We start from the raw sequence: 19,859 nt of genomic DNA, 5'->3' as shown, positions 1-19,859 counted from the left end.
AATGGCGTTTGAAGCAAATGAATACACAGAAATGAGTGCCCTTATTTCCGATGTACGCGCAGAAATCGGGAAATTTATTGTCGGACAACAAGAGGCTGTTGACTATACCATCTATGCCATTTTAGGAGATGGCCATGTGCTATTAGAAGGTTTACCAGGGCTAGGGAAAACGATGCTCGTGCGAACAATTGCGGATGTATTATCTTTAAGCTTTTCGCGCATCCAGTTTACTCCGGATTTAATGCCGGCCGATATTACCGGAACAAGTATCATTGAACGACAAGAAAACGGGAAGCAACAGTTCGCCTTTCAAAAAGGACCAATTTTTAGCCAAATTGTGCTCGCTGACGAAATTAACCGTGCAACGCCGAAAACACAAAGTGCGCTACTTGAGGCAATGGGTGAAAAAACCGTGACCGTTTTAGGTGATACGAAGCCCATGGAAAGACCATTCTTTGTATTAGCCACGCAAAACCCAATAGAAATGGAAGGGACATATCCATTACCAGAAGCTCAGCTCGACCGCTTTTTATGTAAGGTACTGCTTCCGTATCCGTCAAAGCAGGAGCTTATGCAAATTATGGAGCGTACAACAGGCTCGGGTGTTGTTGCATTATCAAAAGTGATGGATCAACAAACGCTGTTAACCGCCCAGCAAATGGTGAAGGAAGTCATGATAGCACAAGAACTACTAAGCTATGCGGTTGATTTAGTGATGGCAACAAATCCTGATGCGGAGCAGTCCATTGCCGAAGTAAAGCAATATGTTCAGTATGGCAGTGGACCTCGTGGAGTACAAAGCGTTATTAAATTAGCGAAGGCACGTGCATTGGTCAATGGTCGCTTCCATGTGTCTGTTGCAGATATTAAATCGGTCTTAAAGCCCGCGCTACGCCACCGTTTGCTTCTTAATTATGAGGGGGAGGCGGCAGAGCAAACTCCTGACAGTGTCTTAGATATCATTTTACAAAAAATTCAGCAAGGGGTCGCGGTATGACGAAGTTGTTACTACCAGGTGACGTGTATAAAAAGCTTGGTGCGATGCGACTAGGCTCGAAATCAAAGTTGCGCGGGCAACATAAGGGCTCGCATCGTTCTAGCCGTTTTGGAGCCTCAATGGATTTTAGTGATTACCGTGCGTATCACGTTGGGGATGATGTACGACAAATTGATTGGAATGTATTTGCACGCTCCGAAAAATATTATATTAAGCGCTTTTTAGATGAGCAGGAAATGCGTGTCCATCTGTTACTTGATGGAACGAAATCGATGGCAACACTGGAAAAGTGGCAACTAGCTAAGCAGTTAACGGCAGCTTTAGGCCATCTTGTTTTATTAAATGACGACCGATTAACCTGTTCGGTAATTTCGGATCAGGAAGTCATCCCATTTCGTAAAAAAGGCGGTGTGTATAAGCAGCGTTTTGCACAAATGATGCTAGATATTGCTGAGCCTTCTATGAAAAGCTCGTTTGCACAAGGCGTGAATCGCTATTTAACAAAGGGACAAACGGTACTTCTCCTAATTACGGATGCATTAGAACCGATAAACGAGCTCGAAGCGTGTATTCAGAGGCTGCCTAAGTACGCTGGGGATGTGCGCATGTTGCAGCTCGTGCACGAAGAAGAACTGAATCCGACGTATCTTGGCGATATGGAACTTGAGGATATTGAAACAGGTGCACACGTTAACGTAACGATGGGGCAAAGTGTACTGACAAAGTATAAAGCGGTACAGGCAAAGCATCAGCAGCAATTAGAACAGTTGTGTGCAAAGTATGGTGTGGCGCTCCTACAAGTACCAGTCGAAGAAGGCTTTCAACACGTATTTTTCCATCGCTTGAAAAAAGCGAACTGGGTACAGTAAGGAGGATGAATGATGGGATTTATGCAAATAGCAAATAGTTGGATGATTGTGTTCCCACTCATCGTCCTGCTGTATTATTTTTTCCGCAAGAAGTATACAAAAAAAGTCGTCTCATCTACGCTCTTTTGGGAAGAGGCGATGCACGAAACAAAAGCCTCCCCTTATATAAAGCGGCTGCAAAAAAATATCCTGCTGTTTTTACAATTGGCGGCACTGTTGTTATTCATGTTTGCGTTGATGAATCCGTACATAGCGACTAAGGAACTAAAAGGGCAACAGGTAATCTTTGTCGTCGATACATCCGCTACCATGCTTGCTGGGAAAGACGAGCCTTTATTAGAGCAACATAAACGCGAGTTAAAACGCCTCATTGAACAAGCGGATGGGATGCCGATGACGCTTATTACAACTGGAAGTCAACCGCAAATTATCACACGACAAGAAGAAAGCAGTCGGGCAGTGCTACAAAAGTTAAATGAGGTTGATATTACGTATGAAACCGCACAGTTACCTAAATCGATTGACGTGGTGCAGTCATTTATCGGGCAAACGGCAACCTCCGTTTATGTATTTACAGATGCACTAGAAAAGGCGGCATTACCAGTGGATAGTGAATTGGTAGAATGGCATGTCTATGGACAAACAGACAAGCTGAACAATGTGGCGCTTACAAAATTTGCAGCGATGCAACAAGAGGATTCTGTGACGGCACTTGTACAAATTACCAATGAAATGGATGAAGCACAACAGCTAAAGCTGATAATATCGAATGCACAAGGAACAGTAAAAGAAGAACAACTCGTCATTGAGCCAAACGCGACGACTTCCCATGTGCTATCGGATTTAGCGCCGAGTGGAGCACTGACAGCGATGATTGAACTAGGCGATGACTACGCAACGGATAATACATGGTCGACGTTGTTGCAAGCACCATCAATGGAAGTCCGACTAGATCCTGCGATGCATGCGCTCGTTCAAAAAGGATTTACCTCAGTTTATGACCAGGTCGTTTTTTATAATGAGGAAGAGTTAACTAGTACGGCTACAGACGGACTAATCGTCTCGAATAAAGTGGCCTACTTAGAGCAAAAACAGCCATTACTGCTAATCGGGCGGGATGATGTAGAAGGTAAGGTTGTACAGCAATTTGCACAATCATCAAATCATCCACTGTTTAACTTTAGTGCGCTTGATGAGATTTATATCCAAACACTGTATCCACCTTTTGAAGATTTCGAAACGATTGCAACTGTTGATGAGGAGCCATTTATTCAACTTTCAAATAAAGGCGATATTATTGTTCTGGCAGATATTGAGGAAACAGATTGGCCATTACATCCTTCGTTTCCGTTATTTTTGTGGAGTGCGATTCAGCAAATTGGAAGTCATTCACAGCATTTAGGCACATTTAGCCCGCTTCAGAGTGCGTCCATTGTGATTCCACAGAATGACTGGTCTATTTTTGATGAGGACGGAGCCTTTTTGCAAACGATTAGTAACGGGAAGCAGTTTGTGGCACCAAGTAAGCCTGGCTTTTATGAAATGACTGCTGAAGAGGAATTACGTTACTTTACCGTCGAACTTGGGTTAGAGGAGCGCTCGATTACACAGGGTGAAACATACCAATTAGGCTCCATTGCGGGTACATCACAAATTGAGGATGGGCACAACTCATTGATGCTTTGGCTCGTTGTACTCGTACTCGTATTACTGTTCATAGAATGGGAGGTGCAAAGACGTCGTGGATTTACGAATTGAGTATCCCATTTGGTTAGTGCTGTTCATTCCGATGCTTTGCTATTTTATCTTTGTCTGGAAAAAGCATCATAAGCAGTTTAAACGTTTACAAACTACCGTATTTAGTTTGCGTGTTGTGGCTATTTCTTTACTTATTTTGGCTATGACTAACCCGTATATGCTGCTGCCGATTGAAGAAGAGCAAATACTGTTTTTAGTGGACCGCTCTGCTTCAACGAGTCATGATGAGGCGCAGGCGATCACCTTTGTTGAAGAGGCTATGAAAGCGAAGGAAGCGCGTCATGAGGTTGGGGTTTATTCGTTTGCAAGTCGTTTGCAAACAGAAGCCTTACTTGCACCAACAGTAGAGACGATGCCAATTTTGTCCGAGCTGAAGGACAATGGGCAAACCAATATTGAAGAAGCATTAAAATTAGCAACTAGCATTGCTGATTCGAATAAGCCAGCTCGTTTGGTGTTACTGACAGATGGGAATGAAACGACAGGTGATGCCTTATTACAGGCAAACCTGCTTAAAAATAGTAAGTTTTCGGTTGATGTCGTAGCAATTGAAAAAACGGTGAAGCAAGATGTTGTGCTAGAGCGTTTTGAGACGCCACAACTTGCATTTGAAGGTGAACAGCAACAATTCTCCGTGACAGTGCATGCCGATACAGATCAGGCAGCAACGCTTGTTTTATATGAAAATAATGAGCCTATGCTCGAGCAAGCAATAGATTTGCAAGCGGGCAGTAATCGCTTTAGCTTCCGTCATGTGAGCGCGGCAACAGGGCTGATTAAATATGAAGCACAAGTGATGGTAGAGAAGGATGCCATACTCGAAAATAATCGGTTGACGAGTGTAACAACGGTGCAAGCAGCGCCGAAATTACTTATTGTCCAATCGGAGGAGAAGCCGTCTACCATTCCACAAATTCTTGGGACGGACACAATTGCGACCTCGGTGATCAATTCTGTCGACTTGCCGTCGCAGCTCTCAAGCTATTTACCTTATCAAGCAATCATTTTTGATAATGTGCCTGCACATGAGGTCGGGGAAGATAAAATGAAGGTCATTGAGCAAGCCGTTAAGCATTTTGGTGTTGGCTTTATGATGGTAGGTGGTGAAGAGTCTTTCGGCTTAGGTGGATACTATAAAACACCGATTGAGGAGCTTTTACCAGTCGTGATGGATGTTCAGGGCGAAAAGGAAATGCCGTCACTTGGGCTCGTACTTGTCATTGACCGCTCGGGTAGTATGATGGGCTCGAAAATGCTCTTAGCAAAAGAAGCAGCCGCGCGTTCGATTGATTTACTACGAGATGATGATACATTAGGAGTCATTGCATTTGACGATCGTCCGTGGCCTGTTATTGAAACCGCTGTATTGAAAGATAAGGAGCAGGCAAAAGAGGATGTCTTATCAATCCCTGCAGGTGGTGGGACGGAAATTTATGCGTCCCTTAAAATGGCGTATAACAGCTTAAAAGAGTTATCGCTCCAGCGCAAACATATTATTTTACTAACAGATGGCTACGGCGCATCAAGTCCGAGCTATAAGGATCTTGTTGAAGGCGGTTTCGATACAGGGATCACTTTATCGACGGTAGCCATTGGCGCGGATTCAGACCGCAAATTATTAGAAAATTTAAGTGAAATGGGACAAGGGCGATTTTATGATGTTGTGGATGAATCGACTATTCCTGCGATTTTATCTCGCGAAACGTCGATGATGACACGTACGTATATTGTTGATGAACCATTTTATCCAACCGTGTATGAAACTGAAAAATGGGCGCCATTATTTATGGACGGTGTGCCTGAAATGAATGCTTATATTGCAACAACCGCTAAGCCTTTAGCAACGGTCATTGCGGAGAGTGAAAAGGAAGACCCAGTTTTCGCTTCATGGCAGTATGGGCTAGGTACGACACTTGCTTTCACTTCGGATGCAAGTGGTGGCTGGGCTGGTAGTTGGGCGAGTTGGACCAATTGGAAGGTATTTTGGCAAACAGCAATTACCGAATTATTACCAGATTATCATGAGGTGTCATATGCTGTTACTTCTAATGGTCAGGGGCGTTACACCATTACAGATGTGGCGAATGAAGCCGCGTTTTTAGATGTTGTGGCCGTTGATGAAACGGGTGAAGAGCTAAACGTGCAGACAGATGTGCGTTCAGCAAGTCAGCTCCAAGTCGCAGTAGAAGGAGAGCCAGGGCTTGTGTTTTTAAGCATGACGAACAAGGCTGGTCAGATGCAAAAAATCGGTCTGCAACTGCCTTATAGCGAAGAATATGAGGCAAAAGATACGAATGCGGTGTGGCTAGAGGAACTCGCAAAAACATCGGGTGGTCAGATTTTAGAAAGTCCGGCACAAGCATTTAGAGCATTTGATTCAAAAGGCTTCGAACAGCGGATGATTGCTAATTTTCTTGTATTTGTAGCCCTCCTGTTATTCTTTATTGATATTACGATGCGTCGTTTCGGTTTCCCGACAAGAGCTAAGAGGGAAGCAACTGTGGATATGGAACAGCCAGTTGTTTCAAATGTTGGATCGATTGTCGAGCAGTTAAAGCGGGGGCGTAAATAGGTATTTTTGAAATTCATAAGCAGTTAGGTGCAAATCTAGCTGCTTTTTTGAACTTTTACAAAAAAAGCGTGTAGTCCAATATTCTTTTATGAATATTTTAACTATATCTATCTGAAAATTTGTTAAATTTATAGTAGGGAGGTGTTAATATGTTTGAAATCTTAGTAACGACGTTAGAACTTTGGATAATCGGCATAGGTGGTGGATGATGAGACAAATATAAAAAATCGTATTAAAAGCATTTTTTATAGTAGTACCCTAGTGTAAAGGAGGTAGACAATGAAGGAAGTAAGCGGTTTTCTTCTAAAGGGCTTGCTCAAAAGTAAGTATCTTTTATTATTACCCATTGCAATCGCTATTTTGGTTGTTACACTACTTGCGATTAACCATTCGCAGTCCGGCACGACGCAGCAGGAACTGAAGGATACATTTTCTAATCGAAAAGAGAACATCCATCTTTTAATTTCAAGTACGTTAACAAAAGAGCGCATGATCGGGCTAACACTAGAAGAACAGCAAGCACTTGAGAGCTTATTGAAAAAGGAACAATATGTAAAGGGAATTTTGAAAAAGTTGAATGATGGAAATTTACATATTGCAGCAGAACAGCTTGCGTTTGTAAAGGAATATCAAAAATACGTTACGTTAAAGCCAATTCCATATCTCAATGAAAGCTCGCTACAGCTAGAGGCACTTAAAGCACAAGCGCTATTATCAGATGATTTATCGTATACAGAGCAAGTGACGCCTTATTATACTGCACTGTATACAAAGCAACTATTCCAAATCTTTTTTAACCCGATTACGGCGTTTTTATTCGTGCTTATTTTTGGTTATCACTATGTAGCGAATCGAGAAAACCGACTCTTTGATTTCTTTAAAATGAATTCCTTGTCTAACCGAGCGATTTACTATGGTTATTTGATTCCTTTACTGCTAGTGGTACTCTTATACATAGTACTCGTATGCGTATTATCACTACTGCCACCATTATTAACCGGTAATATTCATACGATTTTTTATCCATTAGAAGTTGCGGTGCATACGGATCTTCAGTTAGTGCCAGTCTGGAAGTGGCTCGTGTATATTCCCATTGGTTGGGGAATTTTTATGACAATGCTCGTACTTTGTAGCATATGTTTGTTTAAATTACGCGCGAGCTTAAGTGTCCTATTTACCATTATTAGTTTATCGGTGTTCATTGGTTATGTGATTGCGTTAAAATTTGGCTTTCATATGGGCAATCCAATCCATTTACTTGTTTCGTATGAAGCGGACTTATTAGCAACGAACCGTTTCGCAACGTATTTAGTGATGATGCTTGGTTTACTACTACTAGGGTTTGTCCTTTCTTATGTGGTGATTCAGGCAAAAATGATGTCTATTTCATTACCTCAATTTCAAACAACGAAAAAACAGCATCACTTTTCGGGTAAATTGAAGCTTCTACAATTTGAGCATCTTAAAAAGCAACGTAAAGGTCAGGTACTAGTAACCTTTATTTTATTCGTCGTCAGCATCGGTGCTTATGTGGGGGTTGTCAATCAAGCGTACGTTACTTATCCCATAAAGGCGTTAAAGGCCATTGAAAACTATCAAAATATAATTATTCAAGACCAGGTACATTGGGAAATTGTTGCCGCCGAATTTGAGTTAGAGGAAGAATTGCGAAAGCAGATGCAGGAAAGTGCCGGGGAAGAATTTACGCCACTTGATGAAAATCCTTTTTTAGCAATGATAAAAAACTTGCAGCACCGTTATGATGTGTTAGAACAGGTAAAAAGGGAAGTGGATTCCCCGCAGTTTGCCGCGCAATATCGCGAAGCCATGTTCTCGCTTGATCCACAATCATATAAACAACAAGATAGTACCTTGTGGAATGTCACGCTTATGGCTTCTGAGGAGCAGCGTCATTTGTTAGAGAACGAAGGGATTTCCCCATGGCCAATTGGTGATATGTGGATTTCGAACTTTGATGACCCGGGTCGTGCATTGAATACTGAGCATGCAGAGCGTTCTAAATTATATGAAGAGCGTAATGAGAAATTTGATAATAGTAGCTTATTTACGGTGTACAAATTTTTCACCGAAAATATCATGTTCATTTTACTTATGCTATTTGTATTATTACTTTGGACGACAATGGCTGATGAATTTGCACCAATATCGTCTATTCATTTTTTAGTGACGAAGCCAATTCGTCCAATTACAATTTACTTGTCGAAATGGACGTATAATCTAGTAAGTGCCTATAGTTTGCTGTTCTTAAGTGGTGGGCTCTTATTTATCATTGCAACAATCATCGGTGGGTTTGGTGAGTCGCGTTACCCAGTGTTAATTTATGCAACGGAGCTTTTAGACGAGCAGTTTTTCTTTGCCACTGCGAATAATGCCTATTTTTCTTTTGAACCGCTTGTTTCATTACTGTTAAAATGCGCGGTGCTATTGATCGCCCAGGTTTTCTTTTTAAATAGTTTATTTAGCTTGATTGGCAAATTTACGAAAAACCACTACGCTGCCATCATTGTGACACTAATAGTCGCCATAACGAGTTATGTTGCAGGGAATCATTATATTGAACTAGCAATTAGCGTGTATAATCCTTTCGTTTATTTTGATACATGGCATATTGTGGATGGCTGGAAATCGATTGAAGCAAATAACGCAAACGTGAATTTCCTCTATGGCACGGGTATTTTAGTAATGAGTGGTGGCCTACTGTTTTGCTTAGGACTCTTAATGAAAAGGAAGGTGGCGCGATAATGGTATTAGAGGTAAAACAGCTTGAAAAAAGGTATAAAAATCGGGTCATCCTTCAACAGGTTTCGTTTACGATCGGTGCAGGTGAACTGATTGGCCTTGTTGGTCCTAATGGTGCGGGTAAATCTACGCTTATGCGCTCGATTTTAGGGTTAGAAGAATTGAAAAGTGGCACTGTTCATATCAATTCTATTTCTAATAAAGATCCGCAGTTTTTTAAATCCATTTCATTTTTGCCGAGTGACAACTACTTATATATGCAATTATCGGGTTATGACCATTTATCATTTGTAGCGAGTATTTATGGCATCCCGCGTCAAGAAATTGAGGAAGTGATTGCGTTAATTGGTATTCGTTCGTATGTGAATCAGCCTGTGAAAGCTTATTCATACGGCATGCGCCAGCATTTACTAATTGCGTTAAGTATCCTAACAAAGCCACTTATCATTTTGATGGATGAACCATTTAATGGTCTGGACCCAACAAGTACCATCGAATTAAAGCAACTCATTCGCACACTCCACGCAAAAGGCCTAAGTATCATTGTATCTACACATAACCTCGATATACTAGAGGATTTGACGGATACGATTTGGTTTATTAAAGACGGCAAGCTTTTCACAAACACGCTTGTCTCTACAAAAGACGTGGCTTTTGAAATTAAGTGTACGTTTGATGGTGACTTAGCTCAATTCATGCGGGGGAGTCAGCTGTCTTATAAAGTAAGTAAAAACAGTTTGCAAACAGATCCGAATTATCCAATTGAACGTTATCTTGAATGGTTACTTAAGCAAGGGGTCGCGATTCAATCGGTGAATCCGATAAAACGTAATTTAGAGGAGTTTTACCGAACGTTTTATGATGTGTAGGTTGTACGTTTGAGCAATTGATTAAGGGCTTTATAATGATAAACAGTGGGAATGCTAAGTAAAGCGGTTCTTACTGTTTTTTTATTATTTACCTAGTAACTAATTTAGCGTTTGACAAAAAGAAAATTAACTTAAAAAAAGTGAAATCGACATGTGCGATTTCACTTTTTTCTACTTTCTACTCAACTATTTTTATGATACATCGAATAGTAGAGTCCTTTCTTGTCTAATAATTGTTCCTGAGTGCCAAACTCGACTATCTCTCCTTGTTGCATCACGTAAATGCGATCGAATTGGTCTAAATTTGTTAGCTTATGCGTCACCATTAACAATGTTTTACGTGCAGATTGTGATAATAACGTATTAAATAATGTTTTTTCTGTTTGAACATCTAGGCTTGTAAAGGGTTCATCAACAAGCCATAAGTCACTTTCTTTTAACAGCAGTCGTGCAAACGCGAGACGCTGCTTTTCACCACCAGAAAGATTACCCCCTTTTTCAAAAATAGGGTCATCTAGTTTTTTATCTAATGCGGCCTGATTTAATGCTGTTTGCAGGGCTTCATCGGTTGCGTCTAGTTTTGCTAATCGTAAATTACTTTTAACTGTTCCTGAAAAGAAATGATTATGTTGAAGCATCGTACTCAAATGCGTATATATCGAATGGGTACAGATGGCATCAATCGGATGAGCGCCAATTAGAAATTCCCCATCCGTTCTTCTCAATTCCTTCATCAAGAGCTGCAAGAGTGTTGACTTACCAGAGCCACTCGGACCAATAATCGCAATTTTTTCCCCAGCTTGAATCGCTAATGTAATCTGTTTTAGCGCAGGGCGCGTTGCGGAAGGGTAATGATACGAGACATTATTTAACTGGATGTCTTGTGCTAAATCACGTAGTTGGATTGTTCCATCTTGCACTTGATGTGACGTTACTTCCTCCAACTGGTCCACCGCTTTTTTTGTATGTTTTGCAAAAATGGGCGCCATTGACAATGGAATAGCAGATTCAAAAACAGTTAATGAAACGAGCACGATGAGTGCTAAATAAACACCTTCGAGCTGTCCGGTTGATACAAGATAAGCACCGACCAAAACGACCGTAAAGCTTGTAAATAGGGCAATCGTTTGGTTCCATAAATAGGCAGTTTGTTCTTGATTTAGCTCTTTTTTTCGAGCAGTTCCATAGGCTTGATGCAATGCTGATAAGCCTTCTTTTTGTGTATCTAGTTGATTGTGAAGTAATAACTCTCGGTAGCCATAAAAATATTCAGTTGCTTGAACGGTTAGTTCTTTTTTCTCCACTGCGCCAGTTGGGTACGGTCGACGAAATAGAACGTACGGAATGACGATACTTGTCAACACGATCCCGATTAGTAAGAGCAGTGCAATCCACGGTGAAAAGAATAAGGTAAATAAAATCGTAACTAAAAATACAAATAGCGCAATGAATGGCGGGTACAACACACGTAAAAAGAAATTTTGTAGCATTTCAACATCACTTGTAATGCGTGTCAGTAAATCGCCACTTTTATAGTTATTTAGAACATGTGCTTGTGGCAACAGCTGTTTAAAAAAGCGCATGCGTACAATGCTGATAAACTTGAATGTCACACGGTGTGAAATGTAGCGTTCTGCATACTTACTAGCCGATTTTGTGACGCCGAACAGTTTTAAAAAAGCGGTTAAAATTAAAATGACGTAAAAGGGTGGCATGAGTGCTGCTTTTGAAATCAGCAGACCACTTTGAGCAAACAATGCGACAGCCGTTAAGCCGCTGATTGTTCCAGCGAGTAATGCAAGTAGCACATCTTTTTTATCCTGCCAAATGAGTTGCACAAGCTGTTGCATTAGTTATTACCCCCTGCCGTGATTTGTTCATAATATGGGTGATTCTTTAGATTGTCTGGTGTACCAGATGCCGTAATTTGTCCATCTTCCACGATATAAATGACATCTGCAAAGCGAATACTTTCGTACTGGTGGGCAGCAATGATCACGGTCGCCGTTTCGCGAAGTGTTTTAATCGATTCGATTAACAAACGCTCCGTCACAACATCTAAGCCAGCAGTCGGTTCATCAAAAAAGACAATGGCTGGTTGTTTAACAAATGCTCTCGCAATCGCAACGCGTTGTTTTTCACCACCAGACAATCCGAGCCCACCATCGCCAAGTGCTGTATCTAGTCCTTGAGGTAAGCTCGACAGCCATTCGATTAATTGCGCTTTTTGTAAGGCATTTGATACGGCTTCGTCTGAAACGGGAAGTCCCATACAAATATTTTCCCGCAATGTCCCCGCAAAAATATAAGGGTGCTGTGAAATATAACTCGTTTGGGCATACCAATCATCTGCACGATACGCACGGCGTGGCTTATTATTTAGTGAAATTTCACCACCATCTAGCTCTGTTAAACTGGATATCATATTTAAAATTGTTGTTTTGCCATGGCCTGTTTTTCCGATAAATACAACGGTTTGTCTAGGACGTATGGTTAATGTTAATGGACCAATGGATGGGCCATTTGTATAGCGAAAACACGCGTCTTTCAACGTTATGGTTGGTTGAATCGCTAAAGGTTTGTCGCCCCAATGGACAGTCGTTTCAGTTTGTTGCAGTTGTTCTTCAATTAACGCGGCAGCACCTAAGCTACCTCGTCCTGTATGAAAGGCTGCTCCTAGATTTTTTAAGGAATTATAATATTCAGGGGCCAACGTCAAAATGAAAAAAGCCGGTGCGAATGTCAATGTTTTAAATACAATCATTTGAAAGCCGATTTCAAGTGCTACTAAACCAATGCCAAGCGTTGCAATGAGCTCAATAAACAGTGTAGAGGCAAATGCTATTTTTAATATGCCTAGTGTACGTGTCATAAAGCCGGCATTACTTTCTGCTAAAACATCCTCCTGCTGCTTACTTTGCCCGAGTAAACGAATCGTCTGTAAGCCCTGAAGTAAATCTAAAAATTTGCCAGAAAAACGGTTGAGCGCATCTAATTGTTCCTCTGATTTCTTTTTCGTTTGCATTCCAACAATAATATATGTAATCGGCACAAACGGCGCTGTAATCAGCATGATCCAACCACTGTTCGGATGCACCAGGAATACCGCAATCAAAATCATGATCGGTACAACGATTGTTTTGATCACTTGTGGAATGTATTCACGGTAGTAGCTTTCTAATTGGTCCACCGTATCCACTAAAAGCGTCACCTTTTCGCCTGTCTGAAAGGCCACATGCTTTTCCATCGGTGTGAATGACCAATGTCGGATTAAGCGTTCTCTCACAGATGCCTTAACACTTGCTGCCAATGATCCACCCATACGCCCCATTGTAAATTGGACGGTAAGTCTAGTAATAATGGCTACTAAAAACAGTGAAAAGAATACATAGGTGTATGAAAACGGCGCTTTTTCAATAAAGACAAGATTGACAATAGCGACAATGCTGATTCCTTGTAAAAGGATGCTACTCCCTAGAAGAAAGGACAGCAAGCATAGTAAGAGTACTTTGGATTGATATGCACGTAATGAATGCTGTAAAAATTGCATATACTCAGCTCCTTTCCTCAATCATAATCAAATTTTTATAAAAAATAACTAGGGGTTTACCACTAAAAATATCAAAATGATTGATATATCTAATAAAGTTTTTCATGATTGGCGCTCTACCCTAAAAACAAAGACGAATTGACTTTGTTTCAACTCTAGGGTACCTTCTAGTTGATATGATTTATTTTAAAATACAGTCTAGAAAATGATGTTAAATAGGCTACACATAAGCGTAACTGATAAGGAGGGCCACATGACACCGCGTGTACCAAATGACTATTTGCAGGAAATTTACAAACATATTCAAGACGGCATTATCATCATGAAAGCAAATCGAGAAATTATTATGATGAATCCAGCAGCGAAGAAATTAACGGGTTGGAATATGGGGGATGCCGTTCCTTACTGTACATTTTGTTTAAAAAGACCCAAAAAACAAGGGGAATCCACGTGCTATTTAATTGCCAATAGTGAAGTACCTTCCTTTCTATCACAAATGCCGACCTACCATGGCAAGAAAATTGATGTCGAAATGAGTACAGCTGCGATTTATGCAAATAATGAAACGGGTGAAACCGAGTATTTATTAGTTTTGCGCGATCAAGAAACATTTAAAAAAGCGCAAGAAGCAGAAAATAAAAAACAGATGATTCACGCCCTCATTGAAGCAAAAGAATCGGAGCACAAGCGTCTAGCAAAAGAGCTACACGACGGGGTAGGACAATCGTTGTTTACGGTTTCCGTTGCTTTACAAGCAGTGGAATCTTTCGTCAAAGACAAGCCTAAACTGAGCACGTATATTAACGAGGTTCAGCAGGAGCTGCAACGAGTGATGGATGATGTGAATGCCTATTCGCATCAGCTACGCCCTCATAGCTTAGATCAATTAGGCTTAAAGCCGACCATTCAAATGATGATTGATAATATGATGAAATCGATGCCTTCGCTGACAATTGATTTTATAGCGGACGGAATCGATCGTTGCGAACCTGTTGTAGAAATCAATTTATACCGCGTGATTCAAGAGGCCCTTCATAACGTCGTAAAATATGCACAAGCCACACATGTTCAAATTCGCATTATGATGGATGATACGCATATTTACATGGATATTCGTGATAACGGCATCGGCTTTGACCATAAAGCATTAACGAGTGCGGGTCTTGGCCTGCAGCATATGGAAGAGCGCGTAGATTTATTAGGTGGGGCATTTGAAATTCATTCTAAATTAGAGCAGGGTACAACAATCGACATTGTCGTACCCAAGATGGAGACAACATTATGATACATGTATTACTAGTAGACGATCATACCCTCATTCGAAAAGGGATTGCGTTGCTGTTAGAAAATCATGAAGATATTTCGGTCGTAGGAGAAGCGAATGATGGCGAAGAAGCGATTCAATTAGCGTACCAGACGAATCCAGATGTGATTTTAATGGATATCTCGATTCCGAATGGGCTGGACGGCTTTACAGCAACAAAGGAAATTAAAAAGAATTTACCACATATTAAAATCATTTTTTTAACGATGCATAATGAGATTGCCTATATTCAACAAGCAATTGAAGTAGAGGCGGATGGCTATATTTTGAAAAATAGCCAAGGTGGCATTATGTATGAAGCGATTCAAGCCGTTCATAACAATAAAGCTTACTATGAAGTTGGATTACCAAAGGATCAGTTGGAAAAACTATTTAAAAATAAAGGTAACCAAAAAGGTGAAGTACTTTCCACACGTGAACAAGAGATTGTACGGCTATCTATTTTAGGTTATACCAATATTCAAATTGCGGAAAAGCTGTTTATTAGCTCGAAAACCGTCGAGAATCACAAGTCGAATATTATGCAGAAGTTGCATTTGAAAGGTAAAGCAGAGTTAATTCAATACGGTATTGCGAATGGATATATCCAGTAATGTTTAACAAACCACACCTCCTGTAAACAACGATTTACAGGAGGTGTGGTTTTTGTTTGCTATTTTTTATAGATTTCAGCGCGGTTTTAGTGGAAAACCCCTATATTTTATCATGTGAAAGCCTACTATACTGAAGGTAACTTCTTGGTGGACCAAAAAGTGGCAAGTACATAAGTTTACAGCGCCATCAATTGAGCGCGGTATACAAGTAATGCACAAACAGTTAAAGAGGTGAATGCGTATGCGAAAGAAGATCATGTTGGTAGGTTTCACATGTTCATCGATTGTGATGACGATCATGGTTTTGGCAATTTTTTAGGAATTGGAGGTAAAGAGAATGGAAAACTCAGCTGTGTTTTGGAGTAGAGCGTTGACAGAACTCACACTCTCCTTCCACATACTATTCGCAACGCTTGGTGTCGGGGTTCCGCTTATGATTTTAATTGCACAGTATGTGGGCTATAAGAAAAAGGATGAGCACTACACATTAATGGCAAGAAGATGGGCACGAGGCTTTACGATTACAGTAGCGGTCGGTGTCGTAACAGGTACCGTAATTGGCTTACAGCTTTCACTGCTATGGCCACAGTTTATGGAGCTTGCAGGGCAAATTATCGCATTGCCATTATTTATGGAGACATTTGCATTTTTCTTTGAAGCAATCTTTTTAGGTATTTATTTATATACGTGGGATCGATTTAAAAATCCAAAGCATCATATGTTGCTACTTATTCCGGTAGCGATTGGGGCATCGATGTCAGCGGTATTTATTACCGTTGTTAATGCTTTCATGAATGCGCCAAGAGGGTTTGATATTGCTGGTGGGGAGCTTATTAATATTCAACCGATTTTGGCCATGTTTACACCGGCGATGCCGACAAAAATTGGTCACGTGCTCACATCGAGCTTTATGACGGTCGCGTTTATTTTAGCCGCAATTGCCGCCTATAAATTACTCAAAGGTGAAGAACAAGTTTATCATAAAAAAGCATTAGCTTTAATGATGAAACTCGGCATTATTTTCTCGATTGCTACAGCAGTTGTAGGGGATTTTTCGGCAAAATATTTAGCAGAATATCAACCAGAAAAATTAGCTGCTGCAGAGTGGCATTTTGAAACAGAACAAGGCGCGGATCTAATCTTCTTCGGCGTACTTGACGGGGAAGAAGTCAAATATGAAATTCGTATTCCGAAAGTATTAAGCTTCTTAGCAAGTAACGATTTTAATGCGGAAGTGACAGGACTTAACGCATTTCCAGATGATGAACGACCACCGCTTATTACACACTATTTCTTTGATGTCATGGTAGCGATTGGGATGCTGATGATTTTCTTATCGATGGCCTTTGTAGTCGGAAAATGGAGACATTGGCAATGGATTGAAGCACGCTGGTTTAGATGGCTCATCGTCCTTAGTGGACCGCTATCACTAGTGGCAATCGAAGCAGGTTGGTGGCTTGCTGAGCTTGGTCGTCAGCCATGGATTTTATACGGTATTATGCGTACCGAAGACGGAGCAACTACAGCTACGGGTGTTGAATGGTTATTTATTGCCTTTGGGATTGTGTATTTAATATTAGGGATCGGCAGTATAGTCGTACTGCGTCGCATGTTTAAAAATAATCCTGTTGAAAAGGAATTAGCGTTACGTAAAGGCGGTGCGAACTAATGTGGTTAGAAATTTTAGGGGTTTTCGTATTATGGATTTTCTTGTTTGGCTACGTCATTGTCGCATCCATTGACTTTGGGGCTGGATTTTTCAACGCATATAGTTTGCTAACAGGTAAAAATCAGATTTTGTCAAAAGTTATTAAACGTTATTTATCGCCAGTATGGGAAATTACCAATGTCTTTTTAGTGTTTTTCTTTGTAGGGATTATCGGATTTTTCCCACAAACCGCTTATTACTACGGCACCGTTTTACTCATGCCCGCATCGATTGCCTTAATTTTATTAACGATCCGAGGCAGCTATTATGCGTTTGAATCTTACAGTGGAGTTAGAGGTCATAAAGGCTATGCGCTTACATACGGTCTAGCAGGTTTGTTTATTCCTGCATCGTTATCCGTTGTGTTAACGATTTCTGAAGGCAGTTTTGTGACAATGAATGAAAATGGCCCACTGCTTGACTATGCGGCGCTCTTTACAAGCCCGCTTGCCTGGTCGATTATCGTTTTAAGTATTACCGCAGTGCTCTATATTTCGGCTGTCTTTTTAACTTGGTATTCAAGTAAAGCAGGAGATTCAAAGGCAAGTGATCTTATGCGCAAATATGCTCTCGTTTGGTCGATTCCTTTAATCGTCAGTGCGTTTGGCATTATTATTGAACTGCGTAGAACAGGCAATTGGCATTACGCCAATATGATTGATTTATCGTGGTTATTCATTGTATCCGGCATTCTATTTTTAGCTACGATTTGGTTACTTTGGGGGAAAATGAAGTATGGCTTAGCGGTAATCGTGATGATTTTACAATTTGCTACAGCATTCTTTGCTTATGGGATTTCACATTATCCGTATTTACTACATCCCTATTTAACGATTCACGATAGTTTTACAAATGAGGCAATGGCGATTGCACTTGTTATCGCATTTATCGCAGGGTTATGCTTACTCATTCCATCTATGTATTTAGTGTTTAAATTGTTTATTTTCAATAAAGGCTATGTATCAGGGGAAGATGAAACCCATGTATAAGGAGAGGGAACGATGAATGACTTTTTAATCTTCTATGCACCGTTTGTTGTCGTCATCCTATCAGTGTTTGCCGCATTTGTGGTCGCGACGAAAACGAAGGCATATTAATTTACAATTTGCTAATACAATCAATTCCATTTGGATACTAAGAAAAGTAGCAAGTTACTCTAAAAAAGTAATTTGCTACTTTTCGTTGGTTTGATTACAATCAGTAACACAATATAATCGTTGTAAGTAAATAAAGCAGGTGACCAAATGAACATTCAACAATTTGAAAAGCAAATTTCTAAAGTGATTTTAAAGCGCGGCAAGGATTATTATGAAAATGGTTCGATTTCTGAATTAGAGCAAGTCGCTGCAAACGCATGGCGCGCGAAAATTTTAGGGACAAACGCATATTTTGTCTATGTACAATTAGCGGATGAACACATTACCGTTTCCCAGTGTGATTGTCCATTTGACGGGACTTGTAAGCATGAGGTAGCGGTGTACTTTGCGATCCGTAAAGCATTAAACAAAAAGCCAGCAACCGATTACAAAGCCTATTTTCAACACTATGAAAAACAAGAGCTTGTCGACATTTTAGCAGATCTTGTGGCACAGGACCCTGCACTTCAAAAGCGTTTTGCTCCGATAAAAACGAAAGAAAAGGTAAACGCCGAGCTACTAATAGCACAGGCAAAATCAAAATTATTAAAGCTTATAGGTCGTTATTTACGTACTTATACTGATGATGCGTTTCAGGATGTGATGGCGTTCATCGAGACAGTGATAGATGATTCACAAGCAGGATTTGCAAAAGAGCCACTTGTTGCGCTTGAACTAATGACCTTATGTGTTGAGCAGCTAGCAGGCGTACAAGACGATGCACCGACGTGGATGTACGAGCAAATTGAACAAGATATATTTGGTCATTTCAGTCATGTATTAGGTGAGGTCAAGACAAATGATGAAGCCATCACGGTATCAAACTGGCTTTTAAAGCGTTTTGAAAAGAATGCCAAGGGGAATTTAGTGCATGTATTCTTAGTAGACGGCGCAATTCAAATAAGTTCGATTTCGAATGCGAAGTACCATATCATTGACGCGCTTGGACGTTATTCAAGGTACACAAATCAGCAAGAGACTGCGCAGAGTCTACATTTTTCACTCTTAATGGAAGTCGGTACGCCAGAAGAAATAACAGCCTTTATTCATCAGGAACAGCCACCAGTTAAATTGCGCAATCTGCTAATTGATTATTGTGTACGTGAAATGCGTTATGAGGAAGCATTACAGCTTTGCGCGGATGGGATTGATACCGACGCACCATCTCATTACCGTACGAGATGGCTGCGACAAGCGTATCAGGTACATAAAGAAACCAATAATATCGCCGCACAGCGTACGATTGCCTTTGAGTTGGCATTAGATTGTGAGATGGACGATATCGAGCGATTAAAAGCCCTTTACCAGAAGGAGCCCGCGCTTTGGCAAGAGGTATCGCAGGATTTAATCATGATGATTGAACAGACCAAATCGGATTCCTATTACTACACACATGTGCTAGAACTACTAGAAGATTGGCAACGCTTGCTTCAGTATTGCCAGAAGCATCCACAAGCAATTCTTCGTTATTGCCAAAGTTTGCGTCCGCATTATCCGCAAGAAGTGTCGCATTTGTTGACGCAGTTGCTTTTAGAAAAATCACAGCGTGCGTCGAATCGTAGCCATTATCAGGAGCTTGCGAATATTATTGAGCGTTTACTTGTTTTAGATTACGAACAAAAGGCAAATGAACTAATTGCCTATTTACGCATAACCTATCCGCGAAAAACCGCGCTTCATGAAATCTTAAATCAAATTTAATGTCATTAAAAAGAGTCAAAAG

At 40.6% G+C, this 19,859-nt stretch carries 13 protein-coding genes; 11 read left to right on the top strand and 2 right to left on the bottom strand.

Going from position 1 to position 19,859, the window contains the following annotated elements:
• The first annotated feature begins 1 nt into the window (after position 1).
• The 6 genes from NSQ62_RS10820 to NSQ62_RS10795 all read left to right on the top strand — a co-directional run bounded on the left by NSQ62_RS10820 (position 2) and on the right by NSQ62_RS10795 (position 9,825).
• Positions 2-997 carry a MoxR family ATPase gene (locus NSQ62_RS10820; protein WP_341320154.1) on the top strand — a complete coding sequence of 332 codons (996 nt, stop codon included), beginning with the start codon at positions 2-4 and terminating at the stop codon, positions 995-997.
• Entirely contained in the window at positions 994-1,866 is an 873-nt protein-coding gene (locus tag NSQ62_RS10815) for a DUF58 domain-containing protein (protein WP_341320153.1), read from the top strand. Before NSQ62_RS10820 ends, NSQ62_RS10815 begins: the two co-directional genes overlap by 4 nt.
• 9 nt (positions 1,867-1,875) lie before the next feature.
• Positions 1,876-3,624, top strand: coding sequence for a BatA and WFA domain-containing protein (locus NSQ62_RS10810; RefSeq protein WP_341320152.1), 1,749 nt, complete (start codon positions 1,876-1,878; stop codon positions 3,622-3,624).
• On the top strand, positions 3,608-6,196 hold the full coding sequence (locus tag NSQ62_RS10805; RefSeq protein WP_341320151.1) for a VWA domain-containing protein: 2,589 nt from the start codon (positions 3,608-3,610) through the stop codon (positions 6,194-6,196). The genes NSQ62_RS10810 and NSQ62_RS10805 overlap by 17 nt, the downstream gene beginning before the upstream one ends.
• A gap of 279 nt (positions 6,197-6,475) precedes the next feature.
• Positions 6,476-8,959: a hypothetical protein gene (locus tag NSQ62_RS10800; protein ID WP_341320150.1), complete on the top strand. Its 2,484-nt coding sequence runs from the start codon at positions 6,476-6,478 to the stop codon at positions 8,957-8,959.
• Complete coding sequence (locus NSQ62_RS10795; RefSeq protein WP_341320149.1) at positions 8,959-9,825, top strand: ABC transporter ATP-binding protein; 867 nt, start codon at positions 8,959-8,961, stop codon at positions 9,823-9,825. Before NSQ62_RS10800 ends, NSQ62_RS10795 begins: the two co-directional genes overlap by 1 nt.
• A gap of 182 nt (positions 9,826-10,007) precedes the next feature.
• Here the strand turns inward: NSQ62_RS10795 and cydC are convergent, their stop codons facing one another.
• Positions 10,008-11,675 carry a thiol reductant ABC exporter subunit CydC gene (cydC, locus tag NSQ62_RS10790; RefSeq protein WP_341320148.1) on the bottom strand — a complete coding sequence of 556 codons (1,668 nt, stop codon included), beginning with the start codon at positions 11,673-11,675 and terminating at the stop codon, positions 10,008-10,010.
• Positions 11,675-13,375 carry a thiol reductant ABC exporter subunit CydD gene (gene cydD / locus NSQ62_RS10785; protein ID WP_341320147.1) on the bottom strand — a complete coding sequence of 567 codons (1,701 nt, stop codon included), beginning with the start codon at positions 13,373-13,375 and terminating at the stop codon, positions 11,675-11,677. The genes cydC and cydD overlap by 1 nt, the downstream gene beginning before the upstream one ends.
• Before the next feature lie 253 nt (positions 13,376-13,628).
• Here cydD and NSQ62_RS10780 point away from each other — a divergent pair, with 253 nt between their 5' ends.
• From NSQ62_RS10780 to NSQ62_RS10760, 5 genes are all read left to right on the top strand, one after another.
• The gene (locus tag NSQ62_RS10780) at positions 13,629-14,660 is read left to right on the top strand and encodes an ATP-binding protein (protein WP_341320146.1); all 1,032 of its coding nucleotides are present in this window, start codon (positions 13,629-13,631) and stop codon (positions 14,658-14,660) included.
• The gene (locus NSQ62_RS10775; protein WP_341320145.1) at positions 14,657-15,292 is read left to right on the top strand and encodes a response regulator transcription factor; all 636 of its coding nucleotides are present in this window, start codon (positions 14,657-14,659) and stop codon (positions 15,290-15,292) included. Before NSQ62_RS10780 ends, NSQ62_RS10775 begins: the two co-directional genes overlap by 4 nt.
• Positions 15,293-15,629: 337 nt before the next feature.
• Positions 15,630-16,961 carry a cytochrome ubiquinol oxidase subunit I gene (locus NSQ62_RS10770; RefSeq protein WP_341320144.1) on the top strand — a complete coding sequence of 444 codons (1,332 nt, stop codon included), beginning with the start codon at positions 15,630-15,632 and terminating at the stop codon, positions 16,959-16,961.
• Entirely contained in the window at positions 16,961-17,989 is a 1,029-nt protein-coding gene (locus NSQ62_RS10765) for a cytochrome d ubiquinol oxidase subunit II (protein ID WP_341320143.1), read from the top strand. Before NSQ62_RS10770 ends, NSQ62_RS10765 begins: the two co-directional genes overlap by 1 nt.
• A 255-nt stretch (positions 17,990-18,244) precedes the next feature.
• Positions 18,245-19,837, top strand: a complete 1,593-nt coding sequence (locus NSQ62_RS10760; protein ID WP_341320142.1) for a hypothetical protein — start codon at positions 18,245-18,247, stop codon at positions 19,835-19,837.
• Positions 19,838-19,859 lie beyond the last annotated feature (22 nt).

It is taken from the genome of Solibacillus sp. FSL H8-0523 (assembly GCF_038051985.1).
In the GTDB taxonomy this organism is placed as follows: Bacteria; Bacillota; Bacilli; order Bacillales_A; family Planococcaceae; genus Solibacillus.
This window is presented reverse-complemented; position numbering and strand designations above follow the sequence as displayed.

Excerpts from the sequence above, each read along its gene's own strand:
- NSQ62_RS10820 (WP_341320154.1), top strand. The coding sequence starts at position 2 with ATGGCGTTTGAAGCAAATGAATACACAGAAATGAGTGCCCTTATTTCC.
- NSQ62_RS10815 (WP_341320153.1), top strand. The coding sequence starts at position 994 with ATGACGAAGTTGTTACTACCAGGTGACGTGTATAAAAAGCTTGGTGCG.
- NSQ62_RS10810 (WP_341320152.1), top strand. The coding sequence starts at position 1,876 with ATGATGGGATTTATGCAAATAGCAAATAGTTGGATGATTGTGTTCCCA.
- NSQ62_RS10800 (WP_341320150.1), top strand. The coding sequence starts at position 6,476 with ATGAAGGAAGTAAGCGGTTTTCTTCTAAAGGGCTTGCTCAAAAGTAAG.
- NSQ62_RS10795 (WP_341320149.1), top strand. The coding sequence starts at position 8,959 with ATGGTATTAGAGGTAAAACAGCTTGAAAAAAGGTATAAAAATCGGGTC.
- cydC (WP_341320148.1), bottom strand. The coding sequence starts at position 11,675 with ATGCAACAGCTTGTGCAACTCATTTGGCAGGATAAAAAAGATGTGCTA.
- cydD (WP_341320147.1), bottom strand. The coding sequence starts at position 13,375 with ATGCAATTTTTACAGCATTCATTACGTGCATATCAATCCAAAGTACTC.
- NSQ62_RS10780 (WP_341320146.1), top strand. The coding sequence starts at position 13,629 with ATGACACCGCGTGTACCAAATGACTATTTGCAGGAAATTTACAAACAT.
- NSQ62_RS10775 (WP_341320145.1), top strand. The coding sequence starts at position 14,657 with ATGATACATGTATTACTAGTAGACGATCATACCCTCATTCGAAAAGGG.
- NSQ62_RS10770 (WP_341320144.1), top strand. The coding sequence starts at position 15,630 with ATGGAAAACTCAGCTGTGTTTTGGAGTAGAGCGTTGACAGAACTCACA.
- NSQ62_RS10765 (WP_341320143.1), top strand. The coding sequence starts at position 16,961 with ATGTGGTTAGAAATTTTAGGGGTTTTCGTATTATGGATTTTCTTGTTT.
- NSQ62_RS10760 (WP_341320142.1), top strand. The coding sequence starts at position 18,245 with ATGAACATTCAACAATTTGAAAAGCAAATTTCTAAAGTGATTTTAAAG.